Origin of the sequence: Rhizobium sp. NLR10b, assembly GCF_019685435.1 — a bacterium.
GTDB lineage: Bacteria > Pseudomonadota > Alphaproteobacteria > Rhizobiales > Rhizobiaceae > Rhizobium.
The window spans coordinates 1-20798 of sequence record NZ_JABDWV010000014.1; the positions used below are offsets into that span (position 1 = coordinate 1).

19 protein-coding genes are annotated in these 20798 nt (G+C 59.0%); 2 read left to right on the top strand and 17 right to left on the bottom strand.

Annotated features, from left to right (window positions below):
* The 5 genes from HJB91_RS21945 to HJB91_RS21965 form a co-directional block, all read right to left on the bottom strand.
* The coding region (locus HJB91_RS21945) for a ThuA domain-containing protein (protein WP_221123427.1) at positions 1-406 on the bottom strand (406 nt) is incomplete at its 3' end.
* Positions 407-464: 58 nt separating this feature from the next.
* Positions 465-1490 (bottom strand): ABC transporter ATP-binding protein, encoded by a 1026-nt coding sequence (locus HJB91_RS21950; RefSeq protein ID WP_221155889.1) that lies wholly within the window; start codon positions 1488-1490, stop codon positions 465-467.
* 11 nt (positions 1491-1501) lie between these two features.
* Positions 1502-2332, bottom strand: coding sequence for a carbohydrate ABC transporter permease (locus HJB91_RS21955; protein ID WP_221147420.1), 831 nt, complete (start codon positions 2330-2332; stop codon positions 1502-1504).
* Positions 2332-3318: a carbohydrate ABC transporter permease gene (locus HJB91_RS21960; RefSeq protein ID WP_221147419.1), complete on the bottom strand. Its 987-nt coding sequence runs from the start codon at positions 3316-3318 to the stop codon at positions 2332-2334. Before HJB91_RS21960 ends, HJB91_RS21955 begins: the two co-directional genes overlap by 1 nt.
* Positions 3319-3384: 66 nt before the next feature.
* The gene (locus tag HJB91_RS21965) at positions 3385-4647 is read right to left on the bottom strand and encodes an ABC transporter substrate-binding protein (protein ID WP_221147418.1); all 1263 of its coding nucleotides are present in this window, start codon (positions 4645-4647) and stop codon (positions 3385-3387) included.
* Positions 4648-4916: 269 nt separating this feature from the next.
* Between HJB91_RS21965 and HJB91_RS21970 the strand changes: the two genes are divergently transcribed.
* Positions 4917-5930 (top strand): substrate-binding domain-containing protein, encoded by a 1014-nt coding sequence (locus HJB91_RS21970; RefSeq protein ID WP_210631900.1) that lies wholly within the window; start codon positions 4917-4919, stop codon positions 5928-5930.
* Between the two features lie 44 nt (positions 5931-5974).
* On the opposite strand, the gene repC is transcribed toward HJB91_RS21970, so the two are convergent.
* The 10 genes from repC to HJB91_RS22020 all read right to left on the bottom strand — a co-directional run bounded on the left by repC (position 5975) and on the right by HJB91_RS22020 (position 18480).
* The gene (repC, locus tag HJB91_RS21975; protein ID WP_221155890.1) at positions 5975-7279 is read right to left on the bottom strand and encodes a plasmid replication protein RepC; all 1305 of its coding nucleotides are present in this window, start codon (positions 7277-7279) and stop codon (positions 5975-5977) included.
* Positions 7280-7433: 154 nt separating this feature from the next.
* A complete protein-coding gene (repB, locus tag HJB91_RS21980; protein ID WP_210631898.1) occupies positions 7434-8435 on the bottom strand; it encodes a plasmid partitioning protein RepB in 1002 nt (333 codons plus the stop codon).
* 1 nt (position 8436) lies between these two features.
* On the bottom strand, positions 8437-9630 hold the full coding sequence (gene repA / locus HJB91_RS21985) for a plasmid partitioning protein RepA (protein ID WP_210631897.1): 1194 nt from the start codon (positions 9628-9630) through the stop codon (positions 8437-8439).
* Between the two features lie 296 nt (positions 9631-9926).
* Positions 9927-10916, bottom strand: coding sequence for a substrate-binding domain-containing protein (locus tag HJB91_RS21990; RefSeq protein ID WP_221147425.1), 990 nt, complete (start codon positions 10914-10916; stop codon positions 9927-9929).
* A 53-nt stretch (positions 10917-10969) separates the two neighbouring features.
* Positions 10970-12013, bottom strand: a complete 1044-nt coding sequence (locus HJB91_RS21995) for an ABC transporter permease (RefSeq protein ID WP_210632205.1) — start codon at positions 12011-12013, stop codon at positions 10970-10972.
* A complete protein-coding gene (locus tag HJB91_RS22000) occupies positions 12013-13533 on the bottom strand; it encodes a sugar ABC transporter ATP-binding protein (RefSeq protein ID WP_210631896.1) in 1521 nt (506 codons plus the stop codon). The genes HJB91_RS21995 and HJB91_RS22000 overlap by 1 nt, the downstream gene beginning before the upstream one ends.
* Entirely contained in the window at positions 13530-14528 is a 999-nt protein-coding gene (locus tag HJB91_RS22005) for a LacI family DNA-binding transcriptional regulator (RefSeq protein WP_210631895.1), read from the bottom strand. Before HJB91_RS22005 ends, HJB91_RS22000 begins: the two co-directional genes overlap by 4 nt.
* 304 nt (positions 14529-14832) lie before the next feature.
* A complete protein-coding gene (locus HJB91_RS22010) occupies positions 14833-15858 on the bottom strand; it encodes an ABC transporter permease (RefSeq protein ID WP_221147415.1) in 1026 nt (341 codons plus the stop codon).
* A 42-nt stretch (positions 15859-15900) separates the two neighbouring features.
* Complete coding sequence (locus HJB91_RS22015) at positions 15901-17442, bottom strand: sugar ABC transporter ATP-binding protein (RefSeq protein WP_221147414.1); 1542 nt, start codon at positions 17440-17442, stop codon at positions 15901-15903.
* 75 nt (positions 17443-17517) lie between these two features.
* Entirely contained in the window at positions 17518-18480 is a 963-nt protein-coding gene (locus tag HJB91_RS22020; RefSeq protein WP_210631892.1) for a sugar-binding protein, read from the bottom strand.
* Positions 18481-18807: 327 nt separating this feature from the next.
* Here HJB91_RS22020 and HJB91_RS22025 point away from each other — a divergent pair, with 327 nt between their 5' ends.
* Positions 18808-19911 carry a LacI family DNA-binding transcriptional regulator gene (locus HJB91_RS22025; protein ID WP_210631891.1) on the top strand — a complete coding sequence of 368 codons (1104 nt, stop codon included), beginning with the start codon at positions 18808-18810 and terminating at the stop codon, positions 19909-19911.
* Positions 19912-20112: 201 nt separating this feature from the next.
* Here HJB91_RS22025 and HJB91_RS22030 read toward each other — a convergent pair whose 3' ends face one another.
* Together HJB91_RS22030 and HJB91_RS22035 are read right to left on the bottom strand one after the other, a co-directional pair.
* Positions 20113-20517: a type II toxin-antitoxin system VapC family toxin gene (locus HJB91_RS22030; RefSeq protein ID WP_210631890.1), complete on the bottom strand. Its 405-nt coding sequence runs from the start codon at positions 20515-20517 to the stop codon at positions 20113-20115.
* The gene (locus HJB91_RS22035; RefSeq protein WP_064693019.1) at positions 20514-20747 is read right to left on the bottom strand and encodes an AbrB/MazE/SpoVT family DNA-binding domain-containing protein; all 234 of its coding nucleotides are present in this window, start codon (positions 20745-20747) and stop codon (positions 20514-20516) included. Before HJB91_RS22035 ends, HJB91_RS22030 begins: the two co-directional genes overlap by 4 nt.
* Positions 20748-20798: the final 51 nt, after the last annotated feature.

The following is a 20798-nucleotide window of genomic DNA, read 5'->3' on the forward strand; positions in this document are numbered from 1 at the left end:
GGCGCGGGTTGATCGTCCACAGCCGCTCGCGCTCGCCCGCCTCGCGCCATTTCAGCGCGCAGGGGGTACCCATCAGCCGCTTGAAGATCTTGGAGAAATGGCCGGAATGCAGCACGAGAAGGCCCATGCCCTCCCAGACGCGCCTGGCGACACGTTCGACGACGACGTCTGAGACCGCACCGTGATCCTTGTGGCCCCACCAGGTCAAGACATCGGTTTCGGCAAGCCGGGCCTCGCTCAGCCCGTGTTCCGGCTCCTGCAGCGTCGCCGTGCTCGCCGAGATGCCGGCATCGGTATTCAGCGCATTGGCGATCGTCGTATGCATGCCTTCAGGGTAGATGCCCCGGACGATCGCATTGGTATTCTCGTGGATGTTTTCACCCCACACAACGGTGCGTATAGTCACGTCTTTCTCCTTGTAGCTGAAGCGGATCGAGCCTGGGAAGGACATCGAGCCTGAAAGATCAGGCAGCCCGCATGGATTCACGTTCGAGCGCCCGGCCCGACCGGTCGAAACGGTGGATGTGACCGGCAAGTGGCGCGAGGCCAAGCGTTTGGCCCGGCTCATGTCCAGAGACGCCGGCCTCCCGCACGACAAGCGGTTCATCGGCCCCGATATCCAAGTAAACGAAGCTATCGGAACCGAGGATTTCGGAATGGATGACCGTGCCACTCCAAACCGGCGACTCCGCCGTGACGCGCACATGCTCTGCGCGCACACCGATCGTATGGCTGTGATAGGGCTGCGCCTGCCCGCCCGACAGGAAGTTCATTTTCGGCGAACCGATGAAACCGGCGACGAAGACCGAATTCGGGCTTTCGTAAAGTTCCAGCGGCGTGCCGATCTGCTCGACGACGCCGTCCCTCAACACGCAGATCCGATCGGCCAGCGTCATGGCCTCGACCTGATCATGCGTTACATAGATCATCGTCGTGCCGTGCATGCTGCGATGAAGCTTGGCGATCTCGAGCCTCGTCGCGACGCGAAGCGCCGCATCGAGGTTGGACAGCGGCTCGTCGAAGAGGAAAACCTTGGGATCGCGCACGATCGCCCGGCCGATGGCGACGCGCTGACGCTGTCCGCCGGAAAGCTGTCGCGGCAAGCGGTCCAGGAAGGACGAGAGCTGCAGCATACCGGCCGCCTGCTCAACGCGCCGGCGGCATTCGTCTCTGTTGCTCCCGGAAAGCTTCATGCCGAAAGCCATGTTGTCGAAGACCGTCATATGCGGGTAGAGCGCGTAGGACTGGAACACCATGGCGATCCCTCTCTTCGACGGCGCGTGCCGGTTTACCGTCTCACCGTCGAAAGCGAGGGTTCCCGAGGTGATGTCCTCGAGCCCGGAGATGAGCCGCAGCAGCGTGGACTTGCCACATCCAGACGGCCCCACGAACACCATGAACTCGCCCCTGCGGATCTCCATCGTCACACCCTTGATCACCTCGAAAGCGCCGAAGCTCTTGCGGATATTTTCCAATCGGATTTCTGCCATGTCCTACTCCCTCAACCCTTGACGCCGCCGGCGGTCAGCCCCGAAATGATCCGGCGCTGGAATATCAAAACAAGCACGACAACCGGCACGGTGACGATCACCGAAGCCGCCATGATGTTGCCCCAGGGAATTTCGAATTCGCTGTTGCCCGACAGCAGAGCGATGGCGACCGGCACGGTCCGCTGCGTATCCGAGGATGTGAACGTCAGCGCGAAAAGAAACTCGTTCCAGGCGGCGATGAAAGCGAGCAGACCGGTCGTCACCAGCGCCGGCCACATCAGCGGCATGAACACCTGGGTGACGATGACCCATGGCGAGGCGCCGTCGACGATCGCCGCCTCCTCGATCTCGATCGGCAATTCCCGCATGAAGGTCGTCAGCACCCAGACGGTGAAGGGCAGCGTGAAGATCACGTAGGAAAAGATCAGCGCGAAGGGCGTGTTGAAGACGCCGATCCATCGGATGAGTTCGAAGAGGCCGGCAAGAACAGCAATCTGCGGAAACATCGACACCGAAAGGATAGTCAGCATCAACAGTGCCCGTCCGCGAAAATTCACCCGGGCCAAAGCGAACGAAGCGGTGATCGAAAGCAACAGCGATGCTGACACCACGACGCAGGCGATCATCGCGGAATTTGCAAGACTGCGGACGAAGCTACCTTGGCCCATCACGGAAGCATAGTTGCCGAAGGAGATCGAGGTCGGCCAATAATCAACTTGGAAAAGGGCCGTGCCGGTCTTCAGGCTGGTGAGGATCGCATAGTAGAACGGGAAAACCGCAATGATGACGATGATCGTCACGAGCAGGTAGAAGAGTGTGTTCTTGGTGATCGAAAGCAGCATCAGCGTTCCTCCCCGCCGAGCTTGACGCGGCCGAGCCAGATATAGAAGACGGTGACGGACGCGATGATGAGGAAGAGCACCGTCGAGGCGGTGGCGCCATAGGCGAACTTATCGAAGTCGAACAGGTTCTCGCGCGCCATGACCGACATCGTCTTCGTCTGCGCATTGTTGGGCGTCAGAACATAGATCAGGTCGAAGATGCGCATCGCATCCAGCATCCGAAAAATCACGGCAACCATGATGGCAGGCCGGATAAGCGGCAGCGTCAGACGCCAGAAAACCTTGACTGGATTGACGCCGTCGATCTTGGCGGCCTCATAGATGTCTCCCGGCACCATCTGCAGCCCGGCAAGGATCAGAAGCGCCATGAACGGTGTCGTCTTCCAGACGTCGACGATCAACACGGCGATCATCGCCGTTTCGGGATTGGCGGTCCAGGCGATCTTCTCGCTGATCAGGCCGAAACCGAGCAGAACATCATTGAGAATGCCGAACTGGTCGTTGAGCATCCAGGCCCACATCTTGGCCGAAACGATGGTCGGGATCGCCCACGGAATGAGGATTGCGGCCCGAACGATTCCACGCCCAACGAACTGTGCGTTCAGCACCAGTGCGACGATCAGCCCGAGCATAGTCTCGATCGCGACGGAAAGGAGGGTGAATTTGGCCGTGTTCCAGACGGCATTCCACCAGACCGGATCGGCCAGCAACCCCCGATAGACGGTCCTTCCGCTCTTCAACGTCACCCACGACAGATAATTGGCAAAGCCGACGAATTGCGCATTGCCGAGGTCGTTGAGTGACGCATTGGTAAAGCTGAAATAGATGGTTCTGAAGAGTGGCCACCCGGCGACGATTGCCAGGATCAACAGCGTCGGCGCCAGAAACACCCAGGCCGATCGAATGCGCTCGGATCGCAGTTCCGTAGAGGCTCTGAGGTTGGAAACCCTTTGTTCGACTGCTTGTGGAGCTACGATTTCAGTCATGAAACGCCTTCCCGTTTAGCGCTGCGGAGACTGGACCGACGACCTCTCGGCCGCCGGTCCCGCTACTCACCAGGCATCGCCCTTGAGGGTCGTCAGGTCGGCTTCGAGGAGCTCGAGGTTCTCGGCAGCCGAGCCGCTGCCGGACAGCGTGTTGTGCACGGCCGTCCAGAACTTCGAGGACACTTCGTTGTACTTTACCTTGGCAGTCGCCGAAGGACGCGGCACCGCATCCTGGAAAATGGGTTTCCAGTTCGGCATGAAGGGCTGTGCGGTGGCGACATCCTTGTCGTCATAAAGGTCGCTCAGGGTCGGCAGATTGGACAGCTCGATGGCGCGAGCCTTTTGCACATTCTTCGACGCCAGGAATTTCACGAGCGCGATGGCCGCTTCCTGTTTTTCGGAATATTTCGACACCGCCAGGTTCCAGCCGCCGAGTGTCGAGGATGGCTTGTCGCCGGCGGCCGCAACCGGCAGCGTCATCACGTCGAACTTGCCCTTGACGGCACTATCGGCTCCGTTGCCGAGGGAATAGGCATAGGGCCAGTTGCGCATGAAGACGGCGTTGCCGGTCTGCCAGACGCCGCGCGATTCTTCTTCCTGATAGGCGAGCACGCCGGGCGGCGAGATCGTGCCGATCCACCCCTTGGCGCGTTCGAGCGCTGCTGCCGCCTTGTCGTTGTTGATCGAGATCGTCCCGTCCGGCTCAACGATCTGGCCGCCCCCCGACGACTTCACCCATTCCAGCGCGTTGCAGGTCAGGCCCTCGTAGGAGTTGCCCTGGAAGACATAGCCCCAGAGGTCCTTCTGGCCCGCCTGGCGTTCCTTGTCCTGAATCTCCTTGGCGGTTGCGGCCATCTCGTCCCAGGTCTTCGGCGGCTGCTTGTCATATTTCTCGAGCAGGTCCTTTCGATAAAACAGCGCCGGAGCATCGGTAAATAACGGCAGCGCCACGAGCCGGCCGTTCACAGTCTGCGAGGCGATGATCGACGAGAAGAACTGGCCGGCCACGTCTTTGGTGGCCTCCTTCAGATCAATGAACTGATCGGCAAGCTGCGGCGCCCAGATGACATCGGTCTGATAGACGTCGATATCCTTGTTGCCTGCGGCAAGCCACAAGCGATATTGCGAGAACTGCTCGCTGCTCGATGACGGCATGGTGACGAGCTTCACCTGATTGCCGGTCTCCTTCTCAAAAATCGCAAGCTGCTTGTTCAGGAATTCGACGTTTTTCCCGGTGGTGTTCGCGGCAAACGAAATTTCTGCGGCGTGGATGGGGCCGGCCGCGATAGCGAGGCCAAGCGCGGACAAGGCCAGAGCAAACTGTTTCATAATCTCCTCCCAGAAATTGAAATCGATTTGGCAAACGAAACATTGCAGAAGGCTTTGATGACGTCAAGACACCAAAACCAGCTTCTGCTGGTTGTATTTGTATGATAATAATGGCCATGCTGCGCGGAAAAGGGCGTAAATTCGGCATTTGCAGCCGAAACAGCAACGCCAAATAATTGAAATCGGTTTCAATATGAACTGAAACGGCACTTGCCCGTTGCGCATCATCAACGCATCGTCCATTGATTTCCCAGACAAAGAAGACAACGATGAAACTTCGCGAATTTGCAAAGCAGCTTGGGCTTTCTCCGACAACGGTCAGCCGTGCACTCAGCGGCTATCCGGAGGTGAGCGAAGCCACGCGCGCCCGGGTTGCAAGCGAAGCAATGCGGCTTGGCTATCGCCCCGATATCAATGCCGTGCGCCTGAAGACCGGGCGAGCCGGAGCGATCGGCGTCATGATGGGGCGTTCGGGAGAAATTCATTTCGCAGAATTCGTGTCAGGCATGGCGCAACGCCTGGAAACGACCGATACGGATATTCTCATCACACCGATTACCGCGCATAATGACGAGGACGAGATACAGGCCTACCGGCGCCTGGTCGAAAGCCGCCGGGTGGACGCCGTGATCATTCATTCGCCCCGCCCCAGGGACCCTCGGATCGAGATGCTGAACAGCTTGGGCGTGCCGTTTCTGGTCCACGGCCGCTCGGAGACCGATCACGTTCATGCGTGGCTCGATATCGACAATGAAAATGCCGTGCGCAGAGTGACCGAACACCTGCTCGATCTCGGGCACCGCCGCATTGCGATGATCAATGGGCTGCGGGGCAAGACCTATTCGATTCATCGAGAACAGGGTTTTCGGATCGCCCATCAGGAGCGTGGGCTCACCGCAGATCCCAACCTCATGGTCTGCGACAAATTCTCCGACGAGAGCGGCTTTCGCCATGCCCGCTCTTTTCTGGAGAGCGCCAATGCCCCGACCGCCATCGTTGCCGGTTCCACGATGACGGCGCTTGGTGTCTACCGCGCCGTCCGTTCGCTTGGAATGACGGTGGGGCAGGATGTTTCCGTCATCGCCCATGACGACGTCTTTCCCTATCTGACGGCTGAAAATATGGTCCCGTCGCTCTCGACCACACGATCCTCCATGCGTGCCGCGGGCACACGTTGCGCCGAGCTGACGCTACAGCTTATCGCCGGGCGCGCCGCGGACGAGATCCACGAATTGTGGCCGGTCGAGCTGATCCTGCGGGAAAGTACCGCGCCGCCGCGTTGACCGACCAACTTCCGATGCACGCGCGGCCTAGCAGCCGAAGTCCGTCAGCCGGCATCGCGCCGCACTCCACCATTTGCCCGCACCAGGGCCATCAGCATCGGGCCGATCGCAAATTCGCCTCTCTCGGTCCTCCGGGTGAGATCGCGGAGATAACCGCCGGGCGAATTGATGTGTCCGCCCCTTTCCAGAATGCAGGCGATCACCGTCGCGGCGTTTTCCGGCCCCATGCCGGCGCAGGCTTCTTCATAGGCCGAGGGGCTGACGCCGAGCATCGAGCGGACGACGACGGCAGCCGACATCAGGTCGCGCCAATTGCCGATCGTTCCACCCGGCCCATAATCGAGAATTTGCGGGCAGGCCTGAAGAACCAGACCAAGCGGGAAGGATTTCAGCGTATGTCCCGCCGCCGGTTCAGCCGCGCCGGATCTCCTGCCGCTCATTGCTCCCGCCGATGCCGGATGTCTCAATCTTTGCTCGTCCTGCGGCCCGGCGACCCGGTTAATATCGGTCGTCAGCTTCGCGCCCTGCTTCGTTTCGAAGCTTGGTTCAAGTTCAGACGTAGAATAGGGGTTTGAATTCTGTTTGTGGCGCTCAGTTTGAGACTCATTGGCGTCTATTTTTTGTGATTTTATATGTCTTTCCAGCAAGTTGACGGCTTCATCGCGCAACAGGCCCATCTCGTCGAGCAAGGAAGCCAATTCCTCGCGACCCGCCACGCGCGGAATCCTGCACACGAGATCGCGAAACATCAACGACATCTGCTCCCAGTCGCCGGGCACAGCCTCATCGAGCGCTGCTGCGATCAGCTTGGAAATATCGCGCCGGCATACGGTGAGGCGCTCCCTGGTCACCCGGATAAGTTCTCGGTCAGCAACCACCTCGGCGGCCAGGGTTTCGATCTCTGCCGCGCGCGCCAGCAGTGGCGCGACGCTGAAGCCGAAGGCCTCACCGATCTCCCCTTCCCTGTCGCGGCGCGCATAACGCTTTCCGTTCGGGCTGTCCTTGCGCAGGATCAGGCCGGCCTCGACCAGCACGGCAAGATGCCGCCGCAGCGTCGCCGGCGTCATACCCCGGGCGCGAAGCGAAAGCTGCGCATTCGAGGGAAAGACGATCAGGCCTTTCTCCTCGGAAATCTCGTCATCGGGATAGAAGGTCAGCAGCGCATCGAGCACCGTCAGCGCCCGATCGGTCACGCCAAGCGCCGGCCGCGCCTCGCAGATCGCCCTGAACAGTTTCCACTTGCTGCGTTTCATCCCCGGCTCGATCGTCTCGGCCAGTTGCTGGCTTGCCAGCATGCCGAGCGACATCGGCCGCCGCCCAAAGGGCGTCGTCACATATCCACTCTCCATTTGCCTTCACCTTCGTTCAGGCAAAAGAAAACAGTCCACCACTTTGGTGCCTAAGACGCTTGACTGTGATTCGTGGAAATGCGATTCTCGATGTGCTTAAGATCTGAGAAGGGCTTCCACGACGGCGTCGTTGGGGGCCTTTTTCTTTTGCGCGCTACGCTCCTCTGTACTTTTTGAACTCCTGGAACAGGCCTTGCAGCCGCTCCTGGACGAATTGGTCGAACCCGGGCGCGGTCTTGCCGTCGAAGACGAAAGTGGCGCCGGACCCTGTCTTTTTGACCATTACCGGCACGCCGCTGATTTCTGATTTACTCGCCGCCGGCTTCGGTGCCGCAGCCTTCTTCGTTGCCAGAACGAATGCCCGGTGAAACCGCTCGTCACTCGAAATTCCGCGCGCGTCGTCCGCGGACAACTCCGCGATGATCTTATCGACATCGGCATTTTCCAGCCGCTCGCCGAGTTCCAGCCAGCGTCGGCGGCCAATATCAGGCGCAGCGCCGATGGCGTTGATGAGCGCCAGGGGCACCTGCCGTATCACGATCAGCATTCTCGACAGCGCCGCCTTGTCGACGCTCAGCGCCGCCATGATGACGTCGCGGGCAAAGCCGCGTTCCTCGAGCCGCGACGCGAAAAGCGCACGCTCGATATAGGAGAGATTGGTGCGGGCGCTGTTTTCCTGCCCCTGGCTGACGACCAGCTGGCCGTCGGTCAGGTCGCGGACGACCGCGCGCACCCTGATGCCGATCTCTCTCGTGGCCGCCAGGCGGCGATGGCCATAGGCGACCTGATAGCGGCCCCTGGCTTCCGGATGCGGACGCACGAGGATCGGAACCTGCTGCCCATGCTCGCGGATCTGCTCGACCAGCTCGGCGAGTTCAGCCGCATCGATCGCCAGGCGGTCGCTGACGAAGGAGCCGTCGATGAGCCCGGGATCGAGCTCGACGATCATCTGGCCGGCCGCAAGCTGCCGTTCCAACTCGCTCGCCCGCTCCATCTTCTCGGTAATGTTGCCGAGCGTCTTGGTGATGCCGCCGACCGGCCCGCCACTGCGCTCCTGCGGCACGAAGCCGGCAATCGGACGATTGTCGCGCGGCGCGACCGCTTCCACCCTTGCCGGACTCGGCGCGGAAATTTCGATGAGGTTCTTGCGCGCCATCCTATCTCCTTCCCCAGGTGGAGCGAATATGCGCTTCGATCTCACCATTCACGAGGTTCAGCGACTCCAGCGCGCGATCATAGGTTCCGCGTGTGAACTGCGAACGCTCGACTTCGTAGAGTGTCTGCTTGGTGACGCCGGCATCGGAAACGGCCGTCGATTTCACCATGGCGTTGTGGAGCATGCGATTGCCGAAGATCGCCCGCATGAAGCCGGTCATCTGGCTTTGCGGCCCGTCATTCGGCTCGAACCGCGTCACGAGATAGCGCATCCAGTCATAGCTGGTGCGCCCGCCGGCCTTCTCGACGACCGACATCAATTCACTCGTCATCGTCAGGAACTGCGACATCGACATGACGTCGAGCATCTGCGGGTGAACCGTAATCAGCACCGAGGTCGCGGCGCAGAGCGCCGACATCGTCAGGAAGCCGAGCTGCGGCGGGCAGTCGACGACGACGATGTCATAAAGGCTTTCGATATTGGTCAGCACCTCGCCGATGCGGGCGAAGAACATCGTCTCCGCCGTGCCCGATGCCATGGCCTTCGGCGTCTCGTGCTCGAACTCCATGAGTTCGAGATTTCCGGGAATGAGATGCAGGTTCGGCGTATAGGTGGCGCGCACGATGTCGGCGATCGAGCGCGGATCGTCATAGCGGATCGCACCGTAGATCGTTTCGCCCTCGCCGACGTCGAACTCCGGCTGATGGCCAAACAAAGCAGACAGGGAGGCCTGCGGGTCGAGGTCGACGGCGAGTACGCGGTAGCCCCGGAGCGCCATGAACTGCGCGAAGTGGGCGGCGGTCGTGGTCTTGCCCGAGCCGCCCTTGAAATTCATCACGGAAACGATCTGGAGTTTTTCGCCCGGCCTGCGGGCCGGCACGTATTTCGGCGTCCCGTTCCGCTCGTCGAGGACCCGGCGGATCCGGTCCATGTCGGTTGCGCTATAGAGCCGGCGTCCGTTTGCCAGCGGATCCGGTCCATGGCCGTCAGCGGCCACCTGCCGGAGATAACCTTCGCCTATGCCGATGAAGGCCGCAGCCTCCGCCGGAGAAAATGTCCTGATCGTCTTTTGCGACAGAGGGGGAAAGATTTTGGCCTGATGCTGCTGAAGTTGATAGGATAACTCCTTCGCATCCGTTGCCAGAAGCGACGGAAGGTGCTCTTGATCATCTTGAAGAGCAAGACTCGGTTGCATGATCTCTTTCCTGCGTAACTGCGCAATTTTGAACGAAAGCGCTTCAGTTGCGCAGTTACTATATGCCGCGATTCGTGACCGAATTACAAATGCTTAACCAAAACGCGCATCAGAGCCGGCAAAACAGGCTCCGAAAAACGCAGGTTTGGCAGCTTGGATGGCGGTGATTCGCGCCGCCCGAGATGCCGACAGGCATGGCCTGCATGCTCAACATGCATATGAATTTCCGCGCTCCAGCCAACCGATTCGGCTCCACCCGGCCGATCGGACGTGGCCGGCCGGGGGAGTGTCGGGTTTTATTTACCCATCATCTGCTTGGCGTTATCAGGCGTAATCGCGGTGGTGTCGACTGTTACGGTTGCCGGCACCGACGAGGCGCAATCGAGTAATATCGACTTTGCCATGTCGATCGCTTCCTTCGCGCCCGTGGGATAGGTAAAGGTCGCGGACCAATCACCCTTCGCGACCGCTTCAATCCCGCCGGCAGGGCCAGGCAAGCCGTCGGTGCCGATGATCTTCACGCTCTTGCCGGCGCCTTTTGCAGCAAGCAGCGCACCGGCCGCCATCATGTCGTTGCTGGCATAGACCATCTTGATATCGGGATGAGCCTGCAACATAGCCGCGAAAGCCGTTTGCGCTTTGTCCGGCAGCCAGTCAGCTGCCTGTTCTGCAACGATCTGAATCTTAGGATTGGCCTTCACACCATCTTTGAAGCCGTTCAGCCGTTCGACGGCCGGTGTCGAACTCGGCAGCCCCTCCAGCACGGCAGCCTCGCCGCCATCTGGAAGAAGCGTCTTGCTCGTATATTCGCCGGCTGCCAAAGCAATCTTGTAATTATCGCCACCGATGAAAGCTGTGTAGTCCTTGCCGGCTTCACCGTTCGTCTTACGATCGAGTTCGATGACCGGGATACCCGCGTCCATTGCCCGCTTGACGGCAGGGGTAAGCGGAGCCGCTTCGAAAGGCGATATCAACAGGAGGTCAACCTTTTGCGTTATGAAATTGTCGACCTGTGATGTCTGAGTGTTCACATTGCCGGCCCCGTCGGCAATCTGCAGCGTAAACTGAGGGACCGCCTTGGCGGCCGCCTCCAGCTCATCGTTGACATGCTGGCGGTATGGCTCAGCGTTGTTGGCTTGCGAGAAGCCGATGACGAATTCGCCGTCTTTGGCGCAAGCCTTCACGAGCGGATCGGCAGCTTGGGCCACGCTCACAGAACCGACGCAAGAGCAGGCCAGTAGCAGGATTCGCCAGGTATTTGATGACTGAAATGTAGTCCGTATCATTGCTTTCTCCTCCACATTGATCCCGGATCCACCTTCCGGGAGGTGCCGCCACATTACCTGCCCAACCCTTCGCGGCGACGAACGAGGGATTGAAGGACTGCCGCCAAGACAATGATTGCCGCCGTGGCAAGCAATTGCATCGCTGGCGTGATGTTGTTGAGCTGCAGAATATTGGCTAAGGCACCCAGCATGATCGTGCCGGCGATCGTTCCGACCATGGAACCCGCGCCGCCAAACAGACTGGTTCCTCCAATCACCACGGCGGCGATGGCAGTCAATTCGTATCCGGTGCCATCATTGGCGCTACCGAAGTTGAATTGGCCGGCGTGGACGATGCCGGCTAGCGCGGATGCAAAGCCTGTTATGGCATAGACGGCGATCTTGATCGCCGAGACAGGAACGCCCGATATGCGGGCGGCACGCTCATTTCCGCCAACCGCATAGACGTAACGGCCGAACCGCGTTGTATTGAGAAGGATCGTGGCGATGAAGGCGAAAATCAGAAAGACGATGGTGGCCACCGGAACGACGTTGCCGAACAGACGGCCGCCCAGGATTGCGAAGATCGGCGGAGCAAGGCCTGGCCCCTCGCCATACGATATATTGATGTATTGATTTCCCGAGACCACGAGTGCCAGGCCTCGAGCAGCCTGCAGCCCCGCAAGGGTCACGATGAATGCTTCGAGCCGAAACTTGCTTGAGATTGCTCCTTGGACCAACCCGAAACAAGTTCCCATCAGGAGCACCGCCACAACCGTCGTAATTAGCCCGAAGCCACCAGAGACCATCAACGTTGCAGTAACAACGCTCGCAAGACCAAGGGTCGCCCCGACCGATAGATCGATCCCGGCGGTGATGATCACAAACGTCATCCCGATCGCGATGATGCCGGTTTCGGATACCGCGCGGACGATGTTGGCGATGTTGTCGGGCTGGAGAAACAGGATAACGCCGTGCCGGCGGGGAGAGAATATGATGCCGCCGGCAAAGACCAGCACAAGGCCGATCAGGCTTTGGAAGCGCACTATCACAGCAAGCGGATCAATACGCTTAGCAGGCTGTATCGCTGGATTGGACGTGATCTGCTGTTCGGACATCATCCCTCCCTCCCGTTGGCAGCGGCCAGAACCTCATGCTCGCCCACGCCGCCGGAAAATTCGGCAACGCTGCAGCCGTCGCGGAGAACCACTATTCGGTCGCATAAGCCGATCAGCTCCGGCATTTCGCTTGAAGCGACAAGGATGCCCAATCCGTCCGAGGCAAATTTGCGCAGGCGAGTGTAAATCTCCCCCTTCGCTCCGACGTCAACACCACGGGTCGGCTCGTCGAGAAGCAACAAGCTGGGATTGCCCAATACCTCCTTCGCAAGGACGACCTTCTGTTGATTGCCGCCAGAAAGAGCACCCACCGCGATCCGGGGGTTCTTCGGACGAATGTCGAAATTCCCGAACGAGTTCTTAATCGCATCGTCCTGTCGACGCGCAGACAACAAGCCATTCGGCGATATCCGCCGAATGATCGACATCACCAGATTGAGGCCAACAGACATACGCAACATAAGTCCGGCACCGCGCCGATCATCGGTTACGAATGCGAGACCAACTCTGCGCGCAGCGGCGATGGATCTGAGCCTTGCCGGTTTGCCGTCAATTGTAACCTCGCCCTGCCATCTTCCCGGCACGCCCGTCCCGTACAGAGCGCTCAGAAGCTCCGTCCGGCCCGCGCCCATCACACCAGCCAAACCGACAATTTCACCGCGGTGAACATCCAGATCAATTTTAGATGGGGCCCGCCACCCGGGTGACGGCCGATGCGGACGGAAGGACGCCTGCCGCATCCGCAGAAGCACATCTCCGACATGACCGGATCGAGGCGGGTAAAGCTCGCTCAATGGACGGCCGACGAGAAGCTGTACCAACTTGGCCTGCGGCGCGTTCGGTTCGGTAACGCCAGCTACTCTACCGTCGCGCATCACCGTCACTCGATCGGCAATCTGCGGGACTTCCTCAAGCCGATGCGAAATATAGACGATACCTACGCCTGATGATGCGAGTCCGCGCATGATTTCGAACAAGCGATCGACTTCCCCAGCGGTCAAGGCAGCTGTTGGCTCGTCCATAATCAGAGCACGCGACGCATAAGACAGCGCCTTGACAATGGCGACAACCTGGCGCTGGCCGATTGAAAGTTCGCTTACGAGCTGAGCCGGATCAATTGAACGGTCAATCGCTTCCAGTCTGTTGCGGGCTTCGCGCAACATCGCCTTTCCGTCCAGCATGCCGTGTCGATGGACCAACTCGCGACCAAGAAAGAGATTGGCCGCGACGCTCAAACTCGAAACGAGATCCAATTCCTGGAAGATCGTCGCGATTCCTGCGGCTTGTGCATCGCGGGGGGTGTAAAATCGCGCGGGGTTTCCGTTGATGAAGATCTCTCCCCGATCCGGCGTATGCACCCCCGACATCAGGTTCATCAATGTTGATTTGCCCGCGCCGTTCTCCCCAAGCAGGGCATGAATCTCTCCAACTTTGAGATCGAAATCCACGCCACGTAGCGCTTGAACACCGCCGAAATGCTTGGTGACCCCTTTCGCCGAAAGAACAACCTGATTATTCATGCTGCTTCTCCACACGATTGACGGATACGCAGGACTGGCGACAGGCGCACGGTCTGCCGAGGTAGATGTTTATCGCCGATCCGTTGGATCAGGAGATCCGCTGCTTTGTAACCAATCTCGTCACAAGGCTGGGCCATGAGCGTCAGGCGCGGTTCGAAATAATCCGCCCATTCGAAATCATCGATTCCGAGCACGGATATGTCCACGGGAACGCGTAGACCGCGTTCCCGAATGGCTCTCATGGTGCCGATCATCGCAAGATTATTTGAGGCCAGGATTGCTGTGGGTGGCTCCTTCAGCTCCAGCAACCGGTGCGTCGAAGCCGTGGCGTCTGCGGTGCTGCTATTGCCATTGCTGATGAAAGCAGGCGGCACCTCTATCCCCTTCTCCGCCATGGCAGCCCGGAAAGCCTTCGTGCGCTCCACGGTCGTCGCAAATCCCGGCTGACCCAGGATGATTCCGATCCGTTCGTGATGGAGTGCAACGAGATGATCGACCAGCATGCGAATAGCCGCCGTGTTATCGGTCCCGACCTGATCGAAACGATCATCGGAGAGCCTGTCGACGAGCACGCAGGGAAGATTGCAGTCGATAAGGTAGTCCAACGATCTTTTTGGATCGCCCGAAGGGGCAAGAATAATCCCATCGACGCGGCGCCGATGCAAATGCCGGACGAGCTCCAGTTCTCGATCTGGATCGTCCTGAGTGTCACACAAAAATGCGATCAAGCCTCTCTTGGAACACTCGGCTTCGATCGCGCAAATGATGTCGCTGAAATAAGGGTTCGAGATCGCGGAAATCGCCAAGCCGACTGTACCTGTCGAGGAGAGTTTGAGCGAGCGCGCAACGGCGTTTGGAATGTAGCCAATCGCGTCCACAGCCTCCATGACGAGCTTCGCCTTTTCGGGCGACACGTAGCGGGTCTTGTTAAGAACGTGCGAAACCGTGGAGACAGAAACTCCGGCCGCCCTTGCGACCGCGGAAATAGTGGTCATGCGTGCCCTCCGGCTTTCGCCAGCAGCACTACAAGGAAGCTGCTCAAATTATCCTCCCAAGCGGAACCAACTCGAACAGGCTTTCCCGGGATCCGCGAATATGATCACGCTAACGTCATCGAAACGTTTGCGCAATCGATTTCGTATGGATATCTCTCAAGCCGCACCCCCTCCTTGGAAGGAAGGTACACGTGAAAAGATGTTCCGCGTTCACGGTCGACCAATGTTGGTCATGGCTTCAATGGTCATGACATGAGCTCCAGAAACGAGCAGGCGATCAACTCTTCGCCGAGTGTGGCCGCATCTATTCCCGGTTAGCAACCACCGGCAAGGTTCCTTCGTTTGGACGACGGGATTCAGTCTGCCGTGCGGCGGAGACGAGGCGTCGCTTTGCGCGGATAGAATGCCATTGTTGGTCGATCAGGACGCCAATGAGGATCACGCCACCCATGACGGCGAAGTTCAGCGACGAAGGAATGCCGAGCAGGTTTACAAGGTTTTGCAACTCTTGCAGTAGGACTGTGCCCAGCACGACCCCGACGATCGATCCCTCACCGCCGCGGAGTGAAAAGCCGCCGAGCACGGCGGCGGCGATCGCGTAGAGCTCGTAGAACTGGCCATGGCTCGCCGGCGAGATCGAGCGCGTGTACATGGCGAAATAGATCGCCGAAAGCGCCGTAAGCAGTCCGCAGATGATATAGGCCGTCATAACCAAGCGGTCAGTCCGGATACCTGAATAGCGAGCAGCCTCTTCGTTTTTTCCAACCGCGTAAAGATAACGTCCGAAGACAGAGCGATGAAGCACCAGCCACATGGCCACGGAAATGACGACCATCGCAATGAAGGTGCTCGGAATGCCATAGAACCGCCCGGCGGTCAGAAACTCAAGCTTCGGGAAATTCTGGCCGAAAGCAAATCCCGCCGTTCCGTCGGCCGTATAGAAGCGCGCTGCCCCGCGATAGATCAGGAGGCCGCAAAGGGTGACGACGAAGGGCTGCAAGTTGAGCCGGGTGATGAGCCAACCGTGGACGGCGCCTATGACGGCGCCGAGCAGGAGAATGAGCGGCAGTGCCAGCGTCCAGGGCATATCTTGTACCGCTATGAAATCGACGAACAGTACGCCAAGAAGCGCTACGAGCGAGCCCACCGAAAGCTCGATACCGCCCGTAATGATGACAAAGGCCTGACCCATCGACAGGATGCCGAACAGACCAATCAGGTTGGCGGTGTTCGCGAGGTTGATCGGCAGCAAGAAGCGCGGGTTGATGATGGCGACGACGACGCCGACAACGACGATCAAAAGCAGCAGTCCAAGATCTTTCTTGATCATTCGAGACCCATCTCCGATACCCGTTCATAATGGCCGCGGCCGCTATTTTACGCTTTTGCCGACAGCAAGCAAAAGGACGCTTTCCTGGCTGAATTCGTCCTCTTCGAGAATGCCGGCGATCTGGCCCTCGTGCATGACGGCGATGCGGTCAGAAACGCCGATCACCTCTTCCATGTCGCTGGAGATCATCAGGATCGCGACACCGGCATCAGCAAGCGCTCGCATCAGGCCGTAGATTTCGTTCTTCGCGCCGATATCGATGCCGCGTGTCGGCTCATCGAAGATCATTACCCTCGGGCTCATCGACAACCATTTGGCTAGAACCACCTTTTGCTGGTTGCCGCCGGACAGAGTGCCGGTTCGCGTCGAAACGGAGGGCGCTTTGATCCCGAGACGAACACGCTGCTTTTCAGCGGCCTCGATCTCCCGTTCAGCGGAGACCATGAAGCGGCTAGAAATCCTGGGAAGATCGGCAAGGGTGATGTTCTGGGCGATCGGAAGATCAAGAAGAATGCCATTGCGCTTGCGATCCTCCGGCACCAGAAAAATGCCCCGGGCGACAGCGTCCCGAGCAGAACCGATCGCAATTTGGCGTCCGTCCTGCAGAATGGCTCCGCCGTAACTCCGGTCGATGCCGAAGAGTACCCTTGCAAGCTCGGTGCGGCCAGACCCGACGAGGCCTGCAAGCCCCAGGATTTCTCCGTACCTTATTTCCAGGTCAACGGGGCGGCTGGGATAGGCCTCAGTGCGCACGCCGTTTACCTTCAATGCGACCGGCCCTGGCGAACGCTGCGGCTTTGCCGTCCGGGCCGCGAGCAACCGGCCGATCATCAGCTTGACCATTTGATCATGGCCAATGTCCTTCTTGGCGAGCGTACCTACGAGCGTGCCATCGCGTAATACGACCACCCGATCTGCTACGCGCTCAACCTCGTGGAGACGGTGCGAGATGAAGATCACACTGATTCCATCCGCTTTCAGCGATGTGATGATGTTCAGCAGCCGCTCGGTTTCGGCCAGCGGCAGGCTGGAAGTGGGTTCGTCGAAGATGACAAGCCGAGCCTTGATCGACAGCGCCTTGGCGATTTCCACCATCTGCTGCTCGGCAAGAGAAAGCAACGCAACGGGTGTGTCGGCGGAAAAATGTGCTCCCACGCGCTTCAAGAGCGGGGTCACCATCTCTCGAAGCCGAGCACGATCGACAAACTTGAAAGGTCCCGCTTTCAACGGCTCACGGCCCAGGAAGATATTGGCGGCGACGTCGAGATTGTCAAAAAGGTTGAGTTCTTGATGCACAAAAGCGATGCCGGATGCGATGCTCGTCTCCACAGTAAGGTGGCGAAGCTCTGCGCCATCGAGCAGGATCGTGCCCCGATCCGGAGCGATCACGCCGCCAAGAATATTCATCAGCGTCGATTTGCCGGCCCCATTCTCGCCGACCAAGCCGATGACCTCTCCCGGCACGATGTCGAGCGACAACCCGTCAAGCGCTACGACGCCTGGAAAAGTCTTGCCAACGCCGGAAAGCGAAAGGAACGGCGTTGCAGGCGCGTTCGGTGACGGGATGTCTGAGCTATGATTCATTGCCTGTCCATGACTGCGGGTGCTGCGGCATGAAACGTCTTTCGCGGCGGGGAGTACCCCCGCCGCGAAAGAGAATTACTTTCCAGCCATGGCCTTCAAGTTGGCGGCATATTTATCGACGTCATCCTTGCCGATGATCACTGTCGGAATGATGATCAAGCCGTTGCTGGGAACACCGGACTTGTCGCCCTTGAGGTAGGCAGCCATCAGCTTCATCCCCTGATAAGCCCATTCGAATGGCTGCTGCACGACGGTTGCCGCGACAGTGCCTTCCTTGACGCCGCCGAGCGTGATCGGATCGTCGTCAAAGCCGACGACAGTGATCTGACCAAGCTTTCCGGCGTCGCGCAGCGCCTCATAGATGCGTGGCGTGTTATATGAGTAGAAGCCGACCATGCAGGTCACGTCCGGGCTGGCAACCAGTGCATCCTCGACATTCTTTTTTGCGCGTGTCTGGTCGATATCGTCACCGCGCACATCTGTCAGCTCGATCTTCGTCCCCTTAAGCCCATCCTTCATGCCCTGAATGCGTTCCTTGGCATTATCGGCTCCGAGGAGCCCGACAAAACCGATGCATTTGCCGCCATCCGGCATTGCCTTCTTCGCGATTTCAGCCGCCTGCAGACCGGCGTCGATATTGGACGAGCCAATATAAGCGACGCGGTTGGTCTGCGGCGCGTCGCTGTCGGTCGTGAAGAGGGCTGTTTGTGAGCCGATCTTGTTCAAGCCCTCGGTCTGCGTCTTGGGATCGACTGCGGAAACCATGATCCCCTTGACGCCAGCACTGACGAGGTCTTCCATCAGGCGCTGCTGGATGGCTACCGATGCCTGCTCAGGGTACTTCAGTTCCAGTTGGTAATCCGGCAATTCGGCCTGGGCCTTCTTCACGCCCGCTTCCGCGGCTTTCCAGAAGTCAGACGCGCCGTTGACGACGAAAGCAAGAGTTGGTTTGTCGGCGGCATCGGATACTGCAATCGGCGCCGCGCTCAGTACCAGCCCGGCAAGGAACAAGGCTGCATTCCGTTTCAGCTGTTTCATAATATACCTCCCGAGGGGCCGCAGTCGCATGGGCCCGTTTGCGATTTACGGCCGGCCGAATGCGCGCCCCCTCCTAAGGGCCGCCGCAAAAGCGACGAGTGGCATAGGTTCCGATCGCCCTCTGACGGTATACAAGAATCTTAATTAGTAAATAGTATTATCAATGCACATCAAAACATTTCATCGCGGGATAACTAGAATCAAGTTTTGAAGTGATGATCGCCAAGCAATGCAGGTGATCGCGCGATTGCCAGCACTTTCGGATAAATGCTAATATTAATTACCTAAAACGCAACTCCTTCCAAGATCCGGAGATCATTCCCCCGCATGCGAAAGCCTAAGACCCAAAAGAATCCTGAAATGGATAAGCCCGCCCGCGTGACCATGATGGACATCGCCGCGGCGGCCGGCTGCTCGCAGGCTGCTGTTTCCTTCGTGCTCAACGACACGCCCGGTACCCGCATCTCACAGCAGACTCGCGACCGCGTATTGGAGGCGGCGCGCGCCCTCGGCTACATGGGGACAAGCTATACCATGAAGGCCACTTATTCGGGCCTGGACAACGTGATCGGTTTCGCAGTGGATCAGCTCGCTACCAGCCCGGAAGCGATCGTCGCAATCGAGGGCGCCCGCCAAGCGTCGTGGAACACGGGCAACGTGCTGTTAGTCACCCAAACGCTGGGTGATCCTGTCATGGAGCCAAAAGCGATCAGGGCGCTGACGAACGGGGGCATATCCGCGCTCATATACATGACAATCTATACCAGAGAGGTCCAACTCCCTTCTTATGTCTACGAACTCAAGATCCCGACGGTATTGTTGAACTGCTACACGGCGGATCATGCCTTTCCAGCCGTGGTGCCAAGTGAAATCGCCGGAGGCCAGAGCTCCACCCGGCATCTAATCGCGCACGGTCACCATCGCATAGGGACGATCACTGGTGAAATCTGGATGCAGGCTGCACAAGACCGGCTGACGGGATACCGCCGTGCACTGGCGACCGCCGATATACCCTTCGATCCAGAATTAGTCGTTGAAGGCGACTGGTCGGCCGGTGCCGGCTACGCCGCTACGATGCAATTGCTTGCTTTGCAGGACCCCCCCACCGCCATTTTCTGCCAGAACGATCGCACTGCAGTGGGATGCTACGAAGCGCTCAAAGATGCCGGGCTTCGCATTCCCCAGGATATGTCGGTGGTCGGCTACGACGATGAGGAAATTTCAAGACATCTGGTGCCGGCACTGACCACTTCGGTCCTTCCGCACCTCGCCATGGGTCAGTGGGCGATTGAACATCTCAACCTTCAGACCATGCCCGGCAAGCGCTATCCAATTACGAAGCTCGAATGCTCACTGGTCAATCGTCATTCCGTCGCTGCGCCGAGGGCCAAGGCGCGGCATATCTTCGATGGGGCGCATGGGCCGCGATAGACTGGAGGTCGAGCCGGCGGGGCACTGCACCGCTGGAGCATGATCCCCGTTTCGGTCGGCATCATTCTCTGGTTGTTCAATAGAACAGGATTCACCCTTTGATGCGAAGGCCAACCGGTCAATAGTGTTGAGGCCGCGCAAAAGCTTGAGCCCCGGCTGCAGGGAGATTTATTGGAATCTGCCATAACGCGGGTCTTCGCCTCAGGAACCGGGCGCTATCAATTTCAACGAGGGGAAATAGCGGCGATAGCGGCCGACATCTCGCGTCAGGAGCGGCAGCTCCTGCACGGCGGCATGAGCGCCGATGAAGAAATCGGGAAGTACGCCGGTGCGCGTACCGCCTGCTTTGCGATATTGCGTGAAAACCTTCCCGGCAAGAAACAGGGCGGGTTTCGGCATCGGTATCATCTCGAGGGCGGCCTGTTCCACAAAGGCCTCCAGGTCCTCGATCCTCTCGTATCGAACCGCAAGTTCGGCAAAGACTACATCATTAATGAGCAGGGGACCCTCGATACTCGCAGCTTCGAGTTGCGCAATAGACCAGTCGGACCATTCCGGGTCGTCGGTTACGAGGTCCAGGAGCACATTGGTATCAACCAGGGTCACGTTTCGCCGCGCGTTAAAGCCATGATAGCGTCGGTATCCAGGCCCTTGCCGGCATGGCCGCGCAGCTTCTCGAAGCGGCTCGCCGGCCGTTTCTTGTCGGCGCGCGTCAGAACCACACTGCCGTCGGCAGCACGATGAAAATCGACCTGGCTGCCAGGAACGATGCCAAGCATGTCCCGTACAGGCTTCGGAATGGTCACCTGCCCTTTCGCAGTAACGGTGGTGGTCATAGCGAACGCCTTCTGTAATACTCTCCAAGAAGAAGGTATTACTTCGTTCGG